The organism is Leptospira gomenensis, from assembly GCF_004770155.1.
Taxonomy (GTDB): Bacteria; Spirochaetota; Leptospiria; order Leptospirales; family Leptospiraceae; genus Leptospira; species Leptospira gomenensis.
On sequence record NZ_RQFA01000039.1, the window covers coordinates 67894 to 89039 of the forward strand.

Genomic DNA, 21146 nt, shown 5'->3' on the forward strand with positions numbered 1-21146 from the left:
GTTCGTGAACCATCGTATTTAGTGATCAAACGTATAACTTCCGCACAAGCAGAGATCAAACTTCACGCCGGAAAACAAAAACCGAAAAACGGACTCCCCGATTTTCTCGCGTTTCATAGGGAGGAACTGAGTTCCTTACCGAGGGCTTTGGACAACCCGGGAATTTTCTCCAACATTCTCCTCACGGGTCCGGGTTTGGAATCCAACCTCACCCTGTTGCAAGAGTATATCGCCGGTCTCAAGAAAAATTCCAAGGTGGTCTGTGATCCTCATCCGGGATTTTTAACGTTGGCCGGTTTTCCGGGAAACTCGGAATACAGACCGGGAACCATGGCGGAAGCGGACGGAGGATTTCTTCTTCTTCCGATGCGCGCTCTTACGGAGGATCCGAATCTTTATTTTTTGCTAAAAGGCGTGTTACAAACCGGGAGAATCGACTTCCTCACGCTTCCGGAAATGACCGGTTCCAAGGAGATGAACCGTTTTCATCCCTCGGTCAACACTCGTTTCCGTTTGATCCTCGCGGGAGAAGAAGGAGAGGTGGATTTTATCTCGGGAGTGGATCCCGATTTTTACGATTACTTTTCGTTTAAGATTCATCTCCCGTACGAAGCGGTGATGAAAAGCAAAAAGAATCTCCAACTTTTCGGAGGACTGATCCGTTCGTGGGAAAAACCGGGTTATCCGTTGTTCGATTCCTCCGCAGTGGACGCGTTACTTGAAATCGCGCTTCGCTGGAACGACAGCAAAACGAAACTTTCTCTTTCCTTCGCGGAACTCAGAACGTTCGTCGGAGAACTACTCGTCCTTTTTAAGAAGGGAAAAACGATTTCCCGAGCGCAAGTGGAAGCGGCCCCGGAACTGATCGAAAAAAGAGTCGCGGTTCACAAACGCAGATATCTGGAAAGTGTACGGGAAGGTCTGACCGCGATCCAACTCAAAGGGAAAAAAACGGGAAGGATCAACGGCCTCTCCGTGATCCTGCTTCATTCCTCGCTTTCGGATTTCGGCCAAGTGAATCAGGTCTCCGCACGGGTCGCGCTCGGCTCCGGAAACTTCATCAACATAGAAAGGGAAGTGAATCTTTCCGGAGATTTACACGATAAGGGAGTTTTCATATTACAATCTTATATTAAAGGAATGTTCTCGCATATACAATCCTTCGGACTCGACGCGTCGATCCTGTTCGAACAGAATTATTCGCCGATAGACGGAGACTCGGCGAGTTGCGCGGAATTACTGGCGATTCTTTCGGCTTTGTCCGGTTTGGAAATTCCCTGCAACATTGCCGTGACGGGGGCCTTGTCGCAATACGGGGAAATTCTTCCCGTGGGTTCGGTGAACACAAAAATCGCCGCGTGGTATGAAGTGATTCGGATCGCCGGAAGTCCCAAGGACAAATATAAGGTGTTCCTTCCTTCGGCCAATCTCAGAGATCTCAACCTTCCCGCTCCGATTCGAAAGGCAATGGACAAGGGAAAATTCCAAGTGTTTACCTGTTCGCACGTGGAAGAGCTGATTCCGGAAGTTTTCGGAATTCCCGCTGGAAAATTCGGCAAAAACGGAAAATATCCGATCGGTAGTTTGTTCCATTTAATTGAGGAACGAATCGACCGTAAAAAGGAAGAAGAACACGAATAAAAGGGTGCGCCCTTTGTATGAGACAGAATCGAGTTCAAAATTCCTTTTTCGCCGGGATACCGATTTTGAAATCGACAAGAAAGAATCGGGACGTTTCATTTCGTATCATTTATAGGATTCTCTTGGCTCAATTCCGTTTTTGGATCGTATGATATACTGGTAAACCAGTTAGAGACGGTGATTTCGGATTCTTCCTTATGCAAAGGAACCCGCAGTTCGAATTTCGGATCATTCCGTTTGTGAAAGTCACTTTTGTTACGAAATGCCGATAGTAAAACTATGAGATTGATCGGAGCGTTCAACATCCAATCATCCCTTTTGATCAGCGGAATTTCCGCGGCTGGTCTGGGCGTACTCATCTCTCTCGCTCAGGTTCGGGAACCGGATCCTTTCGCGATTCCGGAAACTTCCCCGTATCATAAAACGGAAAAAAATCCGACTCCGACAAGGCAAGACGCCGAGAAAAAAAATCCGTCCGTGCGGACTTTTTCCGCTTGGACATTCCGCAAACCGGCCGTTCCCTCCGATGAACTCGGTTCGAATTCCGGAATCGACGAAGACCGAGAATTTTCCTTTCTTCAACCGGGCCTCGGCGGAAGTCGTCCGTTTCTCCCTGGGAGAAACACGATCCACAACACACCCGATTTTCTGTGGAGCGATTCCAACCAATTATGGACGGGATCGAAATTTTTCGGCGGGAAACAGGGGAACGTTCAGTTGATTTCCTCGATCCTTCCCGCACAACCGTTTGCGGATTCGGCTCCGACTTTTAAAGGACGCAAATCGGATCCGTTCGGAAGCGGAGATAGGACCGGAGTCAATCAATCCACGTTAGACGCTCTTGAACTCAGCTACACTCTTGTTCCGGGAGTGGAGGCGATCCTAAAAACGGGCAACACCCTTCCTTACACTTCCGATCATAAGGAACAGGGATATTCCATGGCGGGATTTTCCTTTAAACCGAACGAGTTCATTAGCGCTCGAATCGTTTCGGGAAGTTCTTTCGGAAACGCTGGCCTTTCCTCGAACCGAGTATTTTCCTCCGCAACGAATCCACAAACGACGAATCCGGATCCGAACATCGGACAAAATCCGATTTTAAGAAATCAAGCGATGGGAAGCGGAGGAGGAAGAGTCATCGAATGGCAAGCGAGCATACAACCCGTTAAACGAATCTCGTTTCAAACTTCTGTTTTCAACAAGGAAAAAGAAAGAGGATATTACAATCCCGAAGCGGCGCGTTTTTCGATGTTCATCGATTTAACGAAGATCGTTCTGAATATACGATACAGTTATACCGCGGATCCTACGGTAAAAAACAACGGGCTTTACATCACTCCGGAATCGGACGCGACCACTTTGGGTTTTACGATGTTGCTCGATCCTGCGGGAAGATATTCCCTCTTTTTCGGAAACAACTATTATAATCTCATGTCTCAGAGAAACACGGGGATCAACCAAGTGGAAGAACCGCTTCGTTCTTTTTCGGCGAGTTTTCGCGGGAAAACGGGATTTCAAAACGCGATCTTTTTTATGAACTTCCGCAACAACCTTTCCAAGGGAGTGATTTACACAGACGTGGGTCCGTTCCGTCTTCCCGCTTATTCCCAGTATTATACGGAGTATTTCACTTCTTTGGGAATGGAGCTTTCTTTCTAAGCCGACTTTTCTAGTTGCCCGTTTTTTACCCGCCGAAAACCTGAACGGAAGAATCGAACGTTTCCGTGTTAGCGGCGTTACGTCTTCGATCGAAACCATCGCAAAGGATTTTTAGGATGTTCGGCAATAAGTTAGAATCGATGAAACAGATGAATCAAATGCGCGTTAAGATGAAACGTTTGGAAAAGGATTTGATGGCCCTTTCCTTTGAGGCGAAATCGAAAAACGATTTGGTGACCTGCATCTCGGACGGGAAACTCAATATCAAGGACATCCTCATAGAGGACGAACTTCTGGCCAAAAACGATAAAAAACTTCTTCAAAAAAGCGTAAAACAAGCGGTCACCCGTTCTTTGGAACTGGCTCAAAAAGCGGCCGAGGAAAAAATGGGGGAGTTTCGGGGAATGATGCCCGGTTTCGAATGATCGTAGATCATTTGCAATCGTCTATTTGAAATTCGTATTCGATTCTTTGAAACTCGGATTTTTCCTCTTTGGAAGAAACGAGGGACGGCGACGTTTGACCCGGACGGAACGGATCCGGAAATCCCGAACGTATCTACGCCTAACTTTACTTTGGCGATCGTCGTTTCGGGTTCTCCCGTGGAAAGCCAGAAAAAGGAAGAGAACAATCGAAGGAACGCTACTCCGCCGGAAAAACCAAAATCTTTCTTTTGAACGGGAGACAATCCGTTCACCGCAGATGAAGACAAAAAAATCCGCGCCAAACTTTGTGCGTTATGCGCTCTTTGCGGAGCGCCGCGAACCGTCTCTCTGAAAAAGTCATTTCTACGTTCCGAGTCGGGGCCGGAAATCCGATGTATAAAACCTACCGCGGAGGAACCAGCAGGAGAGCGGATATCGTTGAAAAGAAAATCGTTCGAATCGAAAAAGCCGACCAAAATGGAAGCGTCGGGCGAACCTCATCATCCCGAATCTCCAAAAATAGGAGATCGATTTTTTCCGTTTTGATCGATACAGGAAGCGGTTTCAAAGACCGCCGATTCCGGTTAAAATCAAGGCCTAGACGAATTCGGCTCCGATTTGTTTCGTTGAATCCGATAGAAAGACGAAGGGAAAAACGGTATCTAAGGAACAGGCCTCGAAAAAAATACAACCGGTAGAATCCGAACCCATAGACAAACTCGTATTTCGAATCCGGTTTTCAGCGAAGTCATTGGACCAATCCTAGGAAACGCAGGAACGATACGCGAGTTCCGCCTATGTCGTTGGAATCTTTTTTCGTTCTATGAGGAGCAACCAAATTGGATCCGCTATTTCCTAAGTCTCGTCCTCTCATTCGGTCCGTTCCGCCGTTTGCCCTGGTTTTGACGACCGCGTTTTTTTTATTTTCGGTTTGCTCCTTTCCCGAGGAAAAAAAAGATCCGAGGCGGAGCTTCGTTCCGATCGTTTCGGGAGAATACTATTCCCGAATACGAACCTTGGAAGAGGGATATTTCGTGCGACAACTGTTCTTGGATCTGGAACGCAAACATCCCAAATTCGTATTCACACAATTGAGCGTTACCAAAAGTAAAAACCGGGAAGAAACCAGGATCGAAGGGAAGGCGGTTCGAGAAAACGGTTTTCTCCGTTTGGTTCCGGAATCCTGTAGGATGTTCACCAATCGGGAATCCGGAAATCGCTGGGCTCTTCTCAGGGCCTACGATTGTGATCATCTTTCTTTCGAGTTGGAATCCAAGGAACCCAACCGAATTTCCGTTTCCCCCGATTTTATTCCGGGAACGCCCGCCTCCGAATACAGAAAGGCGGCTTCTTCGGAAACGCGTCGTATCAGCGCGCTCGTATTGGAAAGCGGAGGAAAAATTCTCGAAGTCTGGGGATTGCGACTTTCACGCGTACGTAAGAACGCGTTCCTAGTTTTGGAAAAGGAAAACGGGAAACGATATCCCGTCCGAGCCTTGGAAACGGTGGAAACCACGGGACAGGTTTCCGCGGAAGGGATTCCAGTCGAAAAAGGGGATATACTACTGTACACGAATCCGGGAGAAGCGGGTCCATTAAAATATTAAAGTATTAAAAAGAGCGCAAATACATTGGGACCAATTTCAAATACGGAAGACGGAGACGGATCGTTTCCAAATCCTCTTTGGAGATTTGTAGACCGGACCACTCTAAATATCTTAAATCCTTCATTTCGTAGACGTATTTCAATTCTTTGATTTTCGTATCTCCGATTCGAAGTTCCCAAAGATTTTTGCAACCGGCGATCGGTTCCAAAGAGGAAACTTCGGTGCCGCGGATATCGAGTTGTCTTAGTTTACACTCCGATCCGATAAACGAAAGATCCCGGATCTTGGTTTTGTAAAGACCGAGTTTTGTCAATCCGCTCACTCCCGGATAACGGGACAGATCCGTTTCGTCCACCTCGGTTCCGTGAAGATATAAACTGTGTAAGGCGGGAAGTTTGGAAAGAGGCGAGAGGTTCCTTACTTTCGTTCCGTTTACGTTCAAAAAGCCCACGGATTTTAGGGAACTGAGCTCCTCCAAATTTTCGAAATTCGGGTGGAGAATTTCCAACGAAACCAATTCCCGGAAGTCGGCGAGGCGAGTCGTATCCGGAAGTTCGTCCGGACCGAAACCGATCCAGCGGATCGAATACGGATAATAACGGAGAATTTTCCCGTTCGAAGAATAAACCGGAATCGCCCCCGACACCGGTTTTTCCTCTAAAAAAGTACAAGATGAAAAGCCCATCCAAATACAGAATAAAACGGCAGACCAAAAACGAACGAGATCCATTCCAACCGAGTTTCCGGAATTACTACGGGAATGAGAATTCAATTTTCCATCCGAAAAAGAATCCAAAGAGAAATAACGTTTTAAAAAATGACCGAAACTCGATCCATCCCGGGGGAACACATTTGATTTTGAATTTGACTCTCATCTTCAAAAAAAGAAAGTGGTATGAGATTTTGAATTCTGTCAGGAGATACTATGCAAACTTTTAGAAACTATGCAAAAACGGCAGTCCTTTTGAGTCTCGTTTTGGGACTTATGATTCAATGTAAAAAAGAAGAGGATGATATAGATCCTATGGTCTTTTTATTGGCCGGTTTGAGCTCCGGCTATAACTGTTCCGCAACACTCGGAACCAGGGTCGCAGGACTTCCCGCAATGGAAGCGACTCAACAAATCCAAACCCTCGTATACGGAAAAGTTCCCTTTGTAAACCACTCCATCGCTGCGGTTAAGTTTGCGGGAGCCGCCAACGGAGACGTGATCTCGTTTACCGGAATGAACGTTTCCGATGAGGACGTGGCGACAAACGCGGTCGGTTTGGGCACACATTCACCGATGATTTACAACACCGCAAACTGTCCGTTGACTTCCTCCAGCTACGACGTGAACCGTGAAAGTTACGTAACTCCGAGCGAAGGAACGTATTCCGGAAACGGTCCTTTCAACTATACGTTGAACACCAACTCCGGACGCGGAAGCGACTATTACTTCATCTTTTATCTCGCCGATAGAACGAACGAACCTCCTACGACGACGTTCCAAATCACGGTTAAAAACTAGGAAGTTTTCTTCATGAATTTCATCCCGGAGAACAGACCTTTTTTAAAACGAATTGGGATCGTATCCGGGTTGTTTCTATTTCTTTTCTGCGCGAGACAAAATCCGGCGATCGACGAAACCGAACTCGCAATGAAACAATCCCTCGTCGCGTTACAAAAACAACTCGAAGACGCCGCCAATTCCAAGATCCTTTCCACGGAATCGAACGCAGACGGATCGTATACGACCAAGGTCCGCGCGATCTCGTACGACACGTGGGTTAAATTCAATTTTTCTAATTTAGCACAGGCCGCCGTTCCGGATTCGGCTCCGGGTTGGGACGTAGGTTTTCAAAGATTCAAACTGCAGACGAACAGCGGACTTACCAATCCTTCCGGAAACGGAGGCTCTTGTATGACCGATCCTCCCATCACGAACTTCAACGTAGCCGCGGCCGGCTCTTCCACTTCCTTGGGATGTCCGAACGCGTCCTTTTCCGTAGACACGAACGTTTCCGAACTCGGAGCGGGCGGAGTACAAACGAACTACGTAGGAAGCGACGTGCTCAATAAATGGTTCGACTACAGCCTCGCTTTTTTACAGCCGAATAATAAGATTTTCATAATACGCTCCTATACCGGAAACGAATACTACGTATTTCAAGTAATCGGATACTACAGCGCCGAAGGGACGTCCGCTTATCCTACCGTAAAGTGGAAACAGATCCCGTATTAACTTCATGTCCCGGCATTTCAAATCCCTTTTTTTTACAACGTTCTGCATTCTGATTCCGTTTTTTTTCGCGGCTCCTTCGCACTCCCAGGACGAGAAACCCAAAAAGGAAACGATCCAACTCGAAAAAGAATCGACTAACAACGGTTTGTCGAAAGAGGAACAGACACAATCTCAGCAAAACGGAGAATCCAAAAAGGAAAACGGACAAACCCAGGAAGATTCTCAGATCGTGGTGACGGGCTCCCGGGGGGAACGCAGACTGAAGGATTCCACCGTGGCCACCGAAGTGATTTCCCGAAAAAAAATCGAAGCCAGCGGCGCGAGAAACGCAGCCGAGGTTTTAGAAACCCAGTTGGGTATCGACGTCGTTCCTTTTTTCGGAGGTTCCAGGGTGCGTATGCTCGGTTTGGATTCCCAATACGTGCTGATTCTGATCGACGGAGAAAGGATCGCCGGCCGTTTGAACAACGCCGTGGATCTCAGCCGGTTTAAGGTACAAAATCTGGAGCGGATCGAAATCGTAAAGGGCGCCTCATCGGCGTTATACGGAGCAGACGCCATCGGAGGAGTGATCAACCTGATCACGAGAGAGGCGGACAAACCCCTCAGCTTCGAAACGAGAACCACATACGGAAACGGCAGCAGAAAAAACTTCAACACGGAAGGAGAATTCAACACGACCGCGAATATGGGGTTTAAGAATCCTTTCGTTAGCGGTGCGGTTTCCGCAGGTTACAACAAAAATCCCGGATATCGTTTGGTTCCGGATTCTCAGGCGACGACGGGTAACGCATATCAGGATTTGAACACCGGTTTGAACCTCACGTTCAACCCGGAAGGAAAGTTCAAAGCGAAGACGAGAGTTTTATACCAACATCGCGATCAAAACGGAGTGGACGTCACCCAATCCAGAGCGGTCTTCGACAGGAACAATAAAACGCACGACTTTCTCGCGACCGGTTCTTTGGAATACGGTTTCGGTAGAAAGAATCTGATTTCCTTTCGCGGAAATATCTCCAAGTGGGAAAACAAATACTACAACAACCAAAGGGGTTCGGACGAACTCGACGTAAAACAACTGAACTCCGAACTGACTTCGCAAGGAACGTTGCAGTTGGATTGGGAAGCCTCGGAGCGCCATTTCCTCACGATGGGAGTGGAATCCTTTGCGAACGAATTGGAATCCGATCGTCTTCAAAATCGCTACGTCTTTCGAACGCGTAAAGCCGCGTTCTTTCAGGACGAATGGACCGTATCCCGTTCTCCTAGAATCAGAATCGTTCCCGGAATCCGTTACGACGACGATTCCCAATTCGGAAATCAGACCACTCCGAAACTAGCGGCACGTTATGACATCTTTCAAAATCTGGTCTGGAGGGCGAGTTACGGGAGAGGATTTCGTCCGCCCAGCTTTCAGGAATTGTATCTTCGTTTCGAAAATCCTGCGGTCGGTTACGTCGTGGAAGGCAACCCCAATCTCAAACCGGAAAAATCCATCACCATCAACTCCGATCTGGAATATTCGCCGTTCAACTTCCTTACTTTTTCCCTCAGCGCGTTTCGAAACGACATCATCAATCTGATCCAGTATAAATTCGATTCCAATCAAGGAAGGGAATTCGCCGAATTCCAACTTCAGAATATCGCGAAAGCGTATACGAGAGGAGGCGAATTCGGAATCCAATATCGCTTCCTCAAACGTTTCACTTTGGAACTCGGATACAATCACACGGATACGAGAGATCTTACCACGGATCGTCCTTTGGAAGGCAGAGCGCTTCATCAAACATCGGCGAACTTTCTCTACAACACTCCCGGCGGATTTCAATTCAATCTAAGGGCAAAACATCTGGACAAACGTCCCTTCTACAGTTCCACGAACAACATTTCCGCAGCCGGTCAGGATTATATTCCCAGCGAAGTGAAGTTGAACGAAAATCCTCCCGTGACCTACGGTAAACCGTTCACCATAATCAACGTGCGGATCGAACAGAAATTTTTCGACAATCACTTCTCCCTTTTTTGCGGTGTGGATAACGTGCTCAATCAATACGAACTAGCCTACAATCCCACTCGGCCCCGCTTTTTTTACGGCGGTTTTTCCGCTCAGTTTTAAAAACCGATATCAATCGGTTTTCTGATTGAGTATTTTGTAGAAGGGAAAACTGATCAACACGATCAAAATCTGAGCGATTCCAAACGACAACGCGGTGAGCGAATGTTCCAACGAAGGAACGAACGTTCTGGAAATCTGATCGATTCCCACCGAAGAGATCGGTCCCAGAAAAAATCCGAGAGAGCCGATTCCAGTAAGAGCGGACATTACGATTCCGTTATTTTCCTTTCCGCAAAGAGAGGAAGCCAAACGCAACGAAGTTGCGAACATCAAACCCGCCCCGAGTCCGCAAAACAACAAAGAGGCCGTGATCCAAGGTACGGATCGGGACATTCCGGATAACGCGAGGGCGACTCCATAGATCAAGGAACCTAAAGCAACGGGAAAATACTTTCCCGTTTTTTTGGAAAGTAGGACGGCGGGATAGGACAAAAGCGCCATCGGAAGAAATACCAAAGACAACAGACGTCCGGTTTCGGATGCGTTGAGCAGGAATTCCTCACGAAGACGAAGATTCAAAGAACTCATGAAATATCCGGAAGTAAATCGATCCAAAAACTGGAACGCGAGCGGAAACAACAACAAAGGATGGGACAAAAATACGAGCCCCGATTGTTTCCACGAAATTCGATTCTTTCTTCGAAGCGAAGTTTCTTCCGGAACGAATCGATAAACCAAAAACGCCAGAACAAGCAGAATACACGAACCGATCCGGAACGGAAGATTCGGATCCTGTTTTCCCAAAAATCCGAGCGAAATTCCGACCGCCCCTCCCAGGGAAAGAAGCATGCCGGACCAGCCCATCAAAGCGCCGTTAGACGGTCTCCCGTTCGAATCGGAGTGTTCTCCGTCCGCTACCGCCGCCAACAAAAGACCGATCACGAAAACGTGGGCTCCTCCCTCCAAAAACCGAAGCGTCAACAAAAGACCGAGACTGTCCGCGTAGGGAAGGGAACTCAAAAGAAAGGCGTCGATAAAACAAAATGCGACGATGATTTTCTTTCTCGTTCCGAAATAATCGGACAACCAACCCGCGATCGGCGAAAAGAAAAAAGACCCGAGCATGGCCACGCTCAAAAACCAGGCCACTTCTCCGTTCCCGGATTGAAATCGGTCTTTTACGATTTCTTTAAATACGGGAACGATCATCGTCACCGGAAGCATCGCCAGAAAGACGGCCGCCGGAAGAAAATATACGGATCTCTGTTTCGATTTATCCTTTGGCAAGGACGGATTCATAGGTTTCTTTACCGATGGCGCGGATCAAATCCTGTTCCAATTCCAGAAAAATTCCTTGGTTGAGAAGGAAAACCTGTTTCGATTCGCGGAGGATTTCCTCTTTTTCGGAATCGTTTACGGGAAGCGTGTCTAACGCGACGCGGTAATTCTGTTTGAACCCGTTGATATCGGAAATGGCCGGAAATTCGTAAAAGGAAATCCCTTTGCCTTCCGGAAGCGCCAAGGCACGAGCCGCCACTTTTTTGAGAATTTGTCCTCCGGAAAGATCTCCCAGATATCGCACATACGAGTGAGCGGCCAAAAGAATCGGATTGGTTTCGGAAATTTTACGGATTCGTTCCACGTAGGCTTGTGTGGCCGGAGTAGGTGCGTGATCTGCGGGATTCCAACTTCCGTAAAAAAAACGAAGATCTTCTAAAAGGGCCTCATTGCGATCGAGTTCCGTAAAGAAGATGGTTCGGATCACGGGATGATCCTTGTGTTTCTTTAATTCCTCTTCCATCGCCGCATAGATGAAGTAAAATGCCTCCAAATGACGGGCGTAAGTGCCTTTTTCCAAAACACCTTTCATAAAACAACGGATGAATGCGGAACTCTCCGCCGCTTTGTGCTCCTCGGAAGTTCCTTCCCGAAGTAGGGTTGCTAAGTTCATTGCGTATCTCCTGACAATACTGTGACAATTCTTTTTAATTGAAACTGAGAATCAAACTTATTTTTTCCGATGCGAATTTCCGAAGTAGGTTTTGTGTGGGAACTCACACGATTTAAATAATGATAACAATAAACCATTATCATTATTGACAATACCTCCAGAGTCGGGCACTGTGACCTCGAGGAAAAACCATGTCTTTGCAGCCCCAACCGAATTCAAAACTTCCAGTGAGCGTTCTTTCCGGGTTTTTAGGAGCCGGAAAAACGACCGTTCTCAATCATATCCTTCGCAACCGAGAAGGATGGAAGGTGGCCGTCATCGTAAACGATCTCAGTGAAATCAATATAGACGCGGGACTCATCCGTTCGGGAGGCGCTGATCTCAAACGGGCGGAAGAAAAATTGGTTACGATGAGCAACGGTTGTATCTGTTGCACCTTGCGGGAGGATCTTCTTGTCGAAATCGGAAACCTGGCCCGAGAAAAAAAGTTCGATTATCTGTTGATCGAATCTACGGGGATTGCGGAACCGCGTCCGATCGCGGAGACGTTTACCTTCGAAGACGAATCCGGAAATTCCCTCTCGGACTACGCGACCCTATACACGATGATCACGGTCGTGGACGCAAAAAACTTTCTTCTGGATTTCTCTTCTTCCGAAGACCTTCAAGAAAGAAATCTCAATTCGGAACCGGAAGACGATCGAACAATCGTGGACTTGCTCATCGAACAAATCGAATTCGCGAACGTGATTCTCATCAATAAGATCGATTTGGTTTCGGAATCGGAACTGCTACGATTGCAAGCGATCCTTTCCACGCTGAATCCCAACGCGGAAATCTATCCGATCCAAGAAGGTAAGGTTGCTTTGGAAAAAATTCTCAATACGGGCAGTTTCGATTTTCAAAAGGTTTCGGAATCTCCCGGTTGGCTCCAAGAACTTCGAGGAGAACACAAGCCGGAAACGGAAGAATACGGAATTTCAAGTTTTGTCTTCCAAAGCCGAAGACCCTTTCATCCGGAAAGATTTTACGAAATCTTAGGGCAAGAATGGCCGGGAGTCATTCGTTCCAAAGGAATTTTCTGGCTCGCTTCCCGCATGGATCGCGTGGGCTCTTGGTCCCAAGCAGGAGCCTCTTGTCGTACCGAAAACCTGGGGAAATGGTGGGCGTCGGTTCCTCGTTCCCAGTGGCCTTCCGAATCCGAAGACTTGACCGAGATCGAGACATCCTGGACCGAACCTTTCGGAGATCGAAGACAAGAGATCGTTTTAATTGGAGTTGACATGGATCAGGCCGGGATCCGAGAATTATTGGATGGATGCCTTTTAACCGAAGAAGAAATGTTTCTCGGTGAAAAAGTATGGAGTTCTTTTCCCGACCCGTTTCCTTCCTGGGAATTCGAAGAGGAAGAAGAACTTTCGGTAAACTCGGACCCTTTAGATGAAAGCAGAATTAGGCAAAACGGCCCTTCGTAACACCAAACAGAAAGGCGAAATTTTAAAGGTCTTGGAAGAGGCCCAAGGCCCGCTTTCCATCAAAGAGATCTACGAACTCTCCCGAAAAAATTTAAATCATCTCGGAATTGCGACGGTATATCGGGCCGTCAATCATCTGATCGAAACCGGCGCGGTCAACGAAATCCATCTCCCCGGAGAATCTTCCCGATTCGAAACGAGTCACCTGCATCACCATCATCACTTCCATTGCAAACGATGCGATCGCGTCTACGATATAGAAATCTGTCCCTTTCCTCTCGACAAAAGTCCGAAAGGATTCACCGTGGACACGCACGAGATCATTCTTTACGGAACGTGTATGGAATGTAACTCCGAGATCAAATGAATTCAGAAACCCGACTCAAACTCAAAACTCTCTGGATCTCGCTCCTTCTTCTGATCGGATTCGTGTTCGTCGATCGGATCGTATTTCCGATCGCCTTGTTCGAATTCCCCAACGAACTGGAATGGGACACGTCTCCTTGGTATAACTTTTTACACAAACGACTTCATACCCGTTTCTCCGAAAACGAACGCGGGATTCTGATCGCCGGAAGCAGCGTCGCCTTATATTCCTCGTATCCGAACCGGATCTCCGATAAACTCAACGAGGAGCAACCTACCGGGAAAAAAGTCCGTGCGGAGTTTTATTCTCATCCCGCTCTTTCTCCGTCGGATTTATATTACTACTCGGACGATATCCTTTCCAAAAAAGCGGATCTAGTCGTGTATGTGCTCAATCCAGCCGATTTACAATTGGATTATATTCAAAAAAATGAATTCGGTTCTCCGTATTTCGACGAATCCGCGAAACTGAAAGACTACAAGGTCCGCCATCAAAATCGTTTCCTATTCCCGGGCGAATTTTTGGCCGATCATTGGAAGTATTACACGAAAGGGGAGTTTTTCGCGCAACTCGCTAAAACGACCGTACTCCTAAACCGATACCGAAGTTTTTTATACGATCCTTGGATGGAATACATAGAACACCATACGAGGACGATGCGTTCGTATCATTATTACACCGGATCCATGCCCGAGGAAGGGATCTATCTCCGAGGTTGGACCACTCCGGAATTTACGATCGAATGCGAGCTCAAGGACGGAAAATTATCCGAAGACATCTTCACACAAAAGCCCGGAATCCGTTTGACCATCCGCGAATTGGAAAAGGACGGAACGGTTACGGAACGGATCTCCCACGACAGCACCTATTCGAAGTCGGGTTGGAAACCGTTGAACGTCGATTTTACGAAACCTACCGGAATCAAACCGGAAAGGGTCCGGTTGAAGTTCTCCGTCTCGCCGATCACCAGTTCGGACGAAGTGGACGCGCGAATTTTCGGAATTCCCGTAGAATACGGAATCCGTCTTCCCCAGAATTTTTGCAGAAACGAGATCCGAACCGATATCTCGTACGAGCGGATCCACGGATTGGACGACGATCGTGTGGAAACCATGTCGGACGAGGACTATCTGCGCGACTACGAAAAACGCCTCTATTTCAATCCGGAAAACGAAGGTGCACTCAACCGTTTGAAACGAGTTCAGAAAAACAAGGAACTGCTCGGTTCCTCTACGTTTTTCACCTGGACCGAATTCGACTTTTTGGAAAAAACGATCGAAAAGTTCAAAACACGCGGACAAAAGTTGATCGTGATCAATTCGCCTGAAAATCCGATCGAAAGCGTATATTACAAAAACGGAAAATGGTATAAGGGTTATCTGGAATTTTTCCGTTCCAAAAAAGGACCGACTTTCGGTTTCTACGACCTAAAAGATTCCATACCGGATAAAAAATCGTTTCTGGATCCGCATCATCTTACCTACAACGCCGCCGTAAAAGGTTCGCTCTTATATGCAGAATCTATAATGGACTTTTGGGGCGACTTTCGTTCGGCGGAGCGTTGAAACGCGCGGTCGATAGGATTATTCGGGGATTCGAATCGATCGGAGAACTGATCCGAACAGTTTCCGAAAATCGAAACCTTTGTGCAGCGGCATTTCTGATTCTTTATTCCTTTTCTTCGTTTCTGATTTGGAAAAAATACGGATATAACCCGAGCGCTCAGATCAATTTCGGATTTCCTTTCGTTCAACAAAACACGGAACGCACTCCCCGTCAGGCGGTAGTATTTCTCGGCCAACCCGGAGACTCTGGCGCCGGTTACGACGGACAAATTTTTTATTATTATTCAAGAATGTTAAGCGAATTCAATCTCGAATGGCCGGCCGGTTTCGAAACCAATATCCGCGCGCCCCGAATCGGTTATCCGCTGTTAGTCGCTCCATTCGGCTGGTTCGGAAAATGGGGTACGGTTTTCGGAATGTACGCGGTCCACGTCTGTCTGATCCTGGCCTCCTGGATTTTGATCCGCGATCTTTGCGGCAAAGAAAAACGAATCTATTCCACGTTTTATCTTTTTTCCCCGTTCCTACTGGGGAGTTATGCGCTTTTGGTGAGCGACGCCGCGTTATGCGCCTTTCTCGTTTTCACATATTGGTCGTATAAAAGGGAAAAATGGTTTTTATTTTCCCTGACGGCGGGCGCGGCGCTCCTGATCAAGGAACAGGCGTTGTTCCTATTATTCCCTATGGGAATCCAATCCCTTCTGGATAAGAACACAAGATTCACCTTTTCGGTGTTAGGCGCTCTGATCCTCCCTCTCGTCTGGAGTTTATTCCTTAAGATCCATTTCCCCGAATGGACCCCGACGAGATTCGCGGATTTTTTCGATCCCTTACAGGGTTTTATCGGATACGCAAAAGAAATTTCGGAGACGGCGTTTTATACCTTTTTAAAAACCGCGGATTGGGAAACGGGAACGATTCTCTTTGCGAAACGTTTTTCCCGTGTACCGATCTTTCTGCTGTTTCTTACCGGTTTGTACGTTTTGAAAACGGGTTCTTGGAAACTCGCGATAGGATTGAGGTTTTCTTTTTTTCTCGTTTTGTTTTCGGTTTTTTCGGCGGGTTACGTTTTGTATTGGGTTTCCTACGAAAACGTTTCGCGCATGTTTACGGTTTCCGTTCCGTTTCTGATTTTTTGGAAATTAGAGGACGATTCGATTTCCGATCGTCCGTTTTGGCTCGTCTGCGCCGCGATCCTTTGCCTTTTTCTTTTTAAACTTTCCTTCGTATCGGGAACCTTACCGTTCCTTCTTTGGGAATAATCGTTACTCTTTTTACGAGCTGCGATTTTTATTTTTGCAAGTTGCGATAGGTTACGTTAGACGCGCGTTAGGCGGAACTCGTTTGGCAATGAGGAAATTTAGTAACGACCACACGTTTTGTTTCGCGTATTTTTTGGCGGATCAATTCTGCATTCTAATCTTATAACTCTTATAAACCCGGTCGTTAATTTCGTCCAAACGGGCCCGGTCCAAAGCGATTTCGGTTCCGTCATCCAATGAAATCAACGAATATCCGCTTTTCATTTCGCGGATCGAGTTCTTCAAATCCCGAACCGATTTAACCGGTTTGCCGTCCAACTTCTCCACGATCTTAAAACTCAAATCGTGAAACCCGTTGTTGGATTCGTCCGGCAATACCTGAGACAAAAGAACGATCTTTCCGTTGTCCCCTTCCTTTTCGTGGAATTTGGCGTAGTCGAAAAGATACAAAAGTTTCCGGTCTACGCGCGATCTCCAGTCCTTTCCCCATTCTTCCAAAAGGGCTTCGGAAAGTTCCAGAAAAACGAAACCTCCCTCAATCGCATAATCATTGTTAATCGGGGAATTCTTATACGGTATACGGACCGCGGAGTGCGGGAAAGGTTTCAACTTCATACTCAAAGAGAGGCGTTTTTTATCCCGGAGAACCGTAATCGGGATTTCCTTACCCAGGGAGTATCCGAACGAATCTCCGGAATGCGCGAGAAAGGAAAGAACCTGCTTCCCGTATAACGGGTGTTCTACGTAACCTTTGGAATCCACTTTTTTTCCGCCGAATTCGAGGATGATATCCTCGAGTTTCAAAACGCCGCTCGCCGAAGAACCGGGAACGACGTCCGCTACGAGAATACCCGATTCCTTTTCGTCCATTCCGTAATATTGTTTTACGGCGAAATCGGTCACGGGTCGGAATCGGAAACCCTTGTAGGGAAAGATCTCTTTCCCCGGAGTATTTAAGAATTTTTGAATGATAAAGGAGGGAATCACTCTTCCCGAATTCTTACCGGAAGTGAAGTCGTATAACATTCCGGAAACTTTTCCGTCTTCGATCAACACTTCGCCGAAACCGTTTAGACTTTCGCTGGAACTGATATCGATCACCGGCAATTCGACGCGACCCAGGGGCATTTGGTCCATATCCATATTTAAAAGCGCAGCTGCCGTCGTTTGGATCGAACCCGAATTATCAAGCTGATATACGTTCACTTGTTTCGGAAATACGGAAATCGAAGTCAACTTCAGCGGAAGCAGATCGTCGAAGAAATTTTTCTTTTCCACACGAAGCGAGGCGAGATTGGATTCCGGATCGATTCGATAAACGTAGGCTTTGGTTTCGGAATAGGAGGAATATTTTTTCACTTCGATCAACGTCGCGTCGGGCAACAAAGTGTACGGAATCAGAATCTGTTCGCCTTCCGCTACAAAGCCGACCCCGCGTCTTACCCTAGGACTTTTTTTCTTCCAGGGTTGATGATACTCGGGTTCCTGAAAGGTCACCTTGATCTGAACGATACTTTGATTGTACGAATCCGATTGTCCGCGTTTTACTCCGTTCATTGTCTCCGTTTTACGGGAAATTCCCTTCGTTTCGGATGCGGTTTGAAATTTGGATCCTCTTTTTTTTACGGACACGGAAGGAACGGTCTCCGCGTAACTCGGGGAACGAACTTCCGCGGCGAGAGAGATATGCGTCAGGAAAAGAAAGGATAAAGATAAACTAAAAATTTTCGACATTCAAATCTCCTAATCTATTCCAACCCGTATGTTTTGCGGATCTTGTCGTCGGCCCTTTCGGCGGCTTCCCGATCCAAAATCAGCGGAACTTGCACATCCAAAAATTTCAGGCGAAGATATTTTTCCTTGGAAGAGGATAAAATTCTTTTGAGATCCGAAAGTTCGCCTACGGGCGTTCCGTTGACGGATTCCAAAACGAGATTTACGAAATAATCGGACGATGAATTGACCGGATGCGAAAGTTTTCTGTACAATACGACATCCGTCCGTTTTCCGCGATTGAGGCCGTCTTCGATAAAATAAAAAAAACGATACAACAACTGACTTCCTCCGGAAGTGTTTCCGCCTCGGCTCCAACTCGTGATCAAATCCCTGGACATTTCCTGAAACAGAAGTCCGCCTATCATCGCGTAGTCGTACGGTTTGTCGTATTGATTCCGCATAAAATCGAAGTCGGGCATCCTTCTCGCCGGAAAGGAGACGTTCATTTCCTTGCCGTCCCGAAAGAGTTTGAAAGAGATCGTATCACCCGCGTGTTTGTTGTCCACGATTTCGACGAAGTCCACGCGCGCGTCCCGATCCTGCATCACGGTTCCGTTTTTACCGATCGGATTTCCGTCGATCTCCGTTAGAAAGTCGCCTTCTTTGAGGAAATTTTCCGCAGAACCGTTTTTTAAAACGCGGGATACGAAAACCCCTTCCAGTGGATCGGGAATTTTCTTCGCTTTACGCAGAGCAACGTTGAACGAATTGAGAGTCCTTACCCCGAGTTCCACATAACCGTCGTATCTTCCATCCTCGATGTCTTTTAAAAAGTGGCGGATCACGTTGGTCGGAATCAAATAACCGATGTTTTCCCCTTTGGTAGCGACCTGAAACGCGACTCCTACGACCTTATCGTCCTGGATCGCGGGTCCTCCGGAGTTTCCAGGATTGATGGCCGCGTCCACTTGAAGCACCAAATGACTGTCCACGGCGGAATGCGAATATACGGATTGATCCTTTCTGGAAACGATTCCGCGCGTAACCGAAACCTTATTGCCTCCGATCGGATAACCGACCACAATCAAGGGAGAATTGAGTTCCGGAATTTCGCCGAGTTCCAAATCCCGCGAGTCCTTGTAAAATTCCGAACTTTCGGCTTCCAAAACCGCAAGGTCGCAATCATGAGCGATATGAAGCACTTTCACCCCGTACCATTCGGTCTGATTGTATCTCTGCACCTGAACGAACTTCGCGTTTGAAATGACGTGCGCATTGGTTATGATCCGCTTGTTTCCGATCAGAAATCCCGTCCCGGAACTGGCTCGGACCGGGTCGGTCGTCCAGGGAGAAAAAGGATTCACCGCTTGGGAATAAACACGGATCTGGACCACACCTTTACGAAGTTCGTCGAAGGGAAGAGAAGAGGGGGCGTCCACGGAATTCACCGCAGTTTGAAAAAACGAGAATAAAACCGCGAAAATAAATCCGTATCTTTTCGAAATCCGACTGTTAAAAAACGCAGACAATTGTTTGACCGTCAACGGATCCTCCGGGAGAATATTATAATTTTAGAATTTTCTAATGTCCTTCGAATTCGCAGATCGAAAAAATCGGAACTTGGAGGTCGTCCTTTAATTTTTTGGCTCCGCCGAGATCCGGGAGATCGATGATCACTCCCGCTTCGTAAACTTCCGCTCCCAATTTACGCAGAAGTTTCACGGCTGCGATCATGGTTCCTCCGGTAGCTATGAGGTCGTCCATTACGAGAATTTTATCACCCGGTTCGACCGCGTCCTTATGGATTTCGATTACGTCTTTTCCATACTCGAGATCGTATTCCTCCGCGACCGTTTCGGCGGGAAGTTTTCCTTTTTTGCGGATGGGAATAAAGCCGACTCCCAGTTGAAACGCGAGAGGAGCTCCGGTTAAAAATCCACGGGCTTCGATTCCGGCAACTTTCGTGATTCCTTTTCCTTGATAACGATTTACGAAAGTTCCAATGGTCAGTGCGAGTCCTTCCGGATCCAGCAGAAGAGAGGTGATATCGCGGAACAATATTCCCGGTTTCGGATAATCGGGAATGGTTCTGATTTTGGATTTAACAATAGACATCTAAGTTTCACGTCCGAGGGTTTTGATTACGGGTTCTATTCAAAAAATCCGAGACATTTCAAACAATTCTTTTTTGATACGGACAAAGAAAAGCCCGGTAAAATACCGGGCCGGTTTCGTACATCCGATCTTTGAACGATCAATATCCCGAATTTTTCAAAGCGGCGATTCTCACTTCCAACGGAGGATGTGTGGAAAATAGGGCCATCCATTTGTTGTGTCCCGAAATTTTCATCGTAGCGAGCGCCTCTCCACCGCGTTCGTCCTGAGGAGCGTCGAACGTTCTTCTTAATTTTTCCAAGGCGGCGATCATATTCTGACGACCGGCGAGTTTTGCTCCTCCGGCGTCGGCCCGGAATTCGCGCGTTCTCGAAAAATAGGCAACCACGATCGATCCGAGAATGCTGAACAAAATACTCAGTACTATGTTCGCGACCCAACGTACGGTATATTGCGCGTCCTCGTCCTTTACGAGCGTACTGAGCGCGTAGCTGATGATCCTGGAAAAGAATATTACGAAAGCATTAACTACTCCCTGCACCAGGGTCATCGTGACCATGTCTCCGTTGGCGACGTGCGCCAATTCGTGCGCGAGCACTCCTTCGACTTCCGCGTTGTCCATCACCTGCAACAATCCGCTGGAAACGGCGACTAAGGAGTTGGATTTGGAAGGTCCGGTCGCGAACGCGTTCACTTCGGGAGAATGATAGATTCCCACTTCGGGAGTGGGAATGTTCGCAGCGCGTGCAAGACGTTCCACTCTCGAATACAATTCCCGTTCCACTCCGGTCGCGGAAGAAGGATGGATCACCTTTACACCCATCATCGTCTTCGCCATGAATTTGGAAAGCAGAAGGGAAACGAAAGAACCCCCCATACCCCAAAGCAGCGAGAATACGATCAAGGACGTATAATCCAATCCGTTCGAACGGAGATACGGACCGATTCCAAGAGCGGTCGTTATGATCGAAATCGTAACGACTACCAGAATATTGGTCAGTAAAAACAGCCCAATTCGTTTAAACCACATTTCGGTTCTCCTTAAATTCTAAATCAATACGGGGAACGGACGTTTGGTCGTGT

The 21146-nt window shown here is 47.3% G+C and carries 18 protein-coding genes; 11 read left to right on the plus strand and 7 right to left on the minus strand.

Annotated features, from left to right (window positions below; translation table 11 throughout):
• The first annotated feature begins 21 nt into the window (after positions 1-21).
• From EHQ17_RS10185 to EHQ17_RS10200, 4 genes are all read left to right on the plus strand, one after another.
• Positions 22-1641 (plus strand): AAA family ATPase, encoded by a 1620-nt coding sequence (locus EHQ17_RS10185; protein ID WP_135593213.1) that lies wholly within the window; start codon positions 22-24, stop codon positions 1639-1641.
• 279 nt (positions 1642-1920) lie between these two features.
• On the plus strand, positions 1921-3300 hold the full coding sequence (locus EHQ17_RS10190) for a hypothetical protein (protein ID WP_135593211.1): 1380 nt from the start codon (positions 1921-1923) through the stop codon (positions 3298-3300).
• Positions 3301-3416: 116 nt separating this feature from the next.
• Positions 3417-3725, plus strand: coding sequence for a YbaB/EbfC family nucleoid-associated protein (locus tag EHQ17_RS10195; protein ID WP_135593209.1), 309 nt, complete (start codon positions 3417-3419; stop codon positions 3723-3725).
• A gap of 872 nt (positions 3726-4597) precedes the next feature.
• Positions 4598-5332, plus strand: coding sequence for a hypothetical protein (locus EHQ17_RS10200; protein WP_246057518.1), 735 nt, complete (start codon positions 4598-4600; stop codon positions 5330-5332).
• Between the two features lie 4 nt (positions 5333-5336).
• Here the strand turns inward: EHQ17_RS10200 and EHQ17_RS10205 are convergent, their stop codons facing one another.
• The gene (locus EHQ17_RS10205) at positions 5337-6062 is read right to left on the minus strand and encodes a leucine-rich repeat domain-containing protein (protein ID WP_135593208.1); all 726 of its coding nucleotides are present in this window, start codon (positions 6060-6062) and stop codon (positions 5337-5339) included.
• A gap of 195 nt (positions 6063-6257) precedes the next feature.
• Here EHQ17_RS10205 and EHQ17_RS10210 point away from each other — a divergent pair, with 195 nt between their 5' ends.
• From EHQ17_RS10210 to EHQ17_RS10220, 3 genes are read left to right on the plus strand one after another with little or no spacing between them, the layout of a single operon-like run.
• Positions 6258-6842 (plus strand): LIC20153 family lipoprotein, encoded by a 585-nt coding sequence (locus tag EHQ17_RS10210; protein ID WP_135593206.1) that lies wholly within the window; start codon positions 6258-6260, stop codon positions 6840-6842.
• 12 nt (positions 6843-6854) lie between these two features.
• Positions 6855-7556, plus strand: a complete 702-nt coding sequence (locus tag EHQ17_RS10215) for an HmuY family protein (protein WP_135593204.1) — start codon at positions 6855-6857, stop codon at positions 7554-7556.
• A gap of 46 nt (positions 7557-7602) precedes the next feature.
• Positions 7603-9672 carry a TonB-dependent receptor plug domain-containing protein gene (locus tag EHQ17_RS10220; protein ID WP_425460699.1) on the plus strand — a complete coding sequence of 690 codons (2070 nt, stop codon included), beginning with the start codon at positions 7603-7605 and terminating at the stop codon, positions 9670-9672.
• A gap of 9 nt (positions 9673-9681) precedes the next feature.
• Here EHQ17_RS10220 and EHQ17_RS10225 read toward each other — a convergent pair whose 3' ends face one another.
• Entirely contained in the window at positions 9682-10911 is a 1230-nt protein-coding gene (locus EHQ17_RS10225; protein ID WP_135593202.1) for an MFS transporter, read from the minus strand.
• A complete protein-coding gene (locus EHQ17_RS10230; protein ID WP_135593200.1) occupies positions 10886-11563 on the minus strand; it encodes a biliverdin-producing heme oxygenase in 678 nt (225 codons plus the stop codon). Before EHQ17_RS10230 ends, EHQ17_RS10225 begins: the two co-directional genes overlap by 26 nt.
• Before the next feature lie 191 nt (positions 11564-11754).
• Here EHQ17_RS10230 and zigA point away from each other — a divergent pair, with 191 nt between their 5' ends.
• The 4 genes from zigA to EHQ17_RS10250 are packed head-to-tail and all read left to right on the plus strand — an operon-like array spanning position 11755 to position 16232.
• Positions 11755-13038 (plus strand): zinc metallochaperone GTPase ZigA, encoded by a 1284-nt coding sequence (gene zigA / locus EHQ17_RS10235; protein ID WP_135593198.1) that lies wholly within the window; start codon positions 11755-11757, stop codon positions 13036-13038.
• A complete protein-coding gene (locus tag EHQ17_RS10240; protein ID WP_135593196.1) occupies positions 13004-13405 on the plus strand; it encodes a Fur family transcriptional regulator in 402 nt (133 codons plus the stop codon). Before zigA ends, EHQ17_RS10240 begins: the two co-directional genes overlap by 35 nt.
• On the plus strand, positions 13402-14970 hold the full coding sequence (locus EHQ17_RS10245; protein WP_135593194.1) for a hypothetical protein: 1569 nt from the start codon (positions 13402-13404) through the stop codon (positions 14968-14970). The genes EHQ17_RS10240 and EHQ17_RS10245 overlap by 4 nt, the downstream gene beginning before the upstream one ends.
• 20 nt (positions 14971-14990) lie before the next feature.
• Entirely contained in the window at positions 14991-16232 is a 1242-nt protein-coding gene (locus EHQ17_RS10250; protein WP_425460700.1) for an AZOBR_p60025 family cell surface glycopolymer formation protein, read from the plus strand.
• 141 nt (positions 16233-16373) lie between these two features.
• Here EHQ17_RS10250 and EHQ17_RS10255 read toward each other — a convergent pair whose 3' ends face one another.
• From EHQ17_RS10255 to htpX, 4 genes are all read right to left on the minus strand, one after another.
• A complete protein-coding gene (locus EHQ17_RS10255; protein ID WP_135593190.1) occupies positions 16374-17966 on the minus strand; it encodes a PDZ domain-containing protein in 1593 nt (530 codons plus the stop codon).
• 14 nt (positions 17967-17980) lie between these two features.
• Entirely contained in the window at positions 17981-19492 is a 1512-nt protein-coding gene (locus tag EHQ17_RS10260; protein WP_135593188.1) for a S1C family serine protease, read from the minus strand.
• A gap of 37 nt (positions 19493-19529) precedes the next feature.
• Entirely contained in the window at positions 19530-20063 is a 534-nt protein-coding gene (locus EHQ17_RS10265) for an adenine phosphoribosyltransferase (RefSeq protein ID WP_135593186.1), read from the minus strand.
• A gap of 139 nt (positions 20064-20202) precedes the next feature.
• Complete coding sequence (gene htpX, locus EHQ17_RS10270) at positions 20203-21093, minus strand: protease HtpX (protein ID WP_135593184.1); 891 nt, start codon at positions 21091-21093, stop codon at positions 20203-20205.
• Positions 21094-21146 lie beyond the last annotated feature (53 nt).

What these genes read in the sequence shown, in the direction of transcription:
- EHQ17_RS10190 (WP_135593211.1), top strand. Translation starts at nt 1,921, where the DNA reads ATGAGATTGATCGGAGCGTTCAACATCCAATCATCCCTTTTGATCAGC.
- EHQ17_RS10195 (WP_135593209.1), top strand. Translation starts at nt 3,417, where the DNA reads ATGTTCGGCAATAAGTTAGAATCGATGAAACAGATGAATCAAATGCGC.
- EHQ17_RS10205 (WP_135593208.1), bottom strand. Translation starts at nt 6,062, where the DNA reads ATGGATCTCGTTCGTTTTTGGTCTGCCGTTTTATTCTGTATTTGGATG.
- EHQ17_RS10210 (WP_135593206.1), top strand. Translation starts at nt 6,258, where the DNA reads ATGCAAACTTTTAGAAACTATGCAAAAACGGCAGTCCTTTTGAGTCTC.
- EHQ17_RS10215 (WP_135593204.1), top strand. Translation starts at nt 6,855, where the DNA reads ATGAATTTCATCCCGGAGAACAGACCTTTTTTAAAACGAATTGGGATC.
- EHQ17_RS10225 (WP_135593202.1), bottom strand. Translation starts at nt 10,911, where the DNA reads ATGAATCCGTCCTTGCCAAAGGATAAATCGAAACAGAGATCCGTATAT.
- EHQ17_RS10230 (WP_135593200.1), bottom strand. Translation starts at nt 11,563, where the DNA reads ATGAACTTAGCAACCCTACTTCGGGAAGGAACTTCCGAGGAGCACAAA.
- zigA (WP_135593198.1), top strand. Translation starts at nt 11,755, where the DNA reads ATGTCTTTGCAGCCCCAACCGAATTCAAAACTTCCAGTGAGCGTTCTT.
- EHQ17_RS10240 (WP_135593196.1), top strand. Translation starts at nt 13,004, where the DNA reads ATGAAAGCAGAATTAGGCAAAACGGCCCTTCGTAACACCAAACAGAAA.
- EHQ17_RS10245 (WP_135593194.1), top strand. Translation starts at nt 13,402, where the DNA reads ATGAATTCAGAAACCCGACTCAAACTCAAAACTCTCTGGATCTCGCTC.
- EHQ17_RS10255 (WP_135593190.1), bottom strand. Translation starts at nt 17,966, where the DNA reads ATGTCGAAAATTTTTAGTTTATCTTTATCCTTTCTTTTCCTGACGCAT.
- EHQ17_RS10265 (WP_135593186.1), bottom strand. Translation starts at nt 20,063, where the DNA reads ATGTCTATTGTTAAATCCAAAATCAGAACCATTCCCGATTATCCGAAA.
- htpX (WP_135593184.1), bottom strand. Translation starts at nt 21,093, where the DNA reads ATGTGGTTTAAACGAATTGGGCTGTTTTTACTGACCAATATTCTGGTA.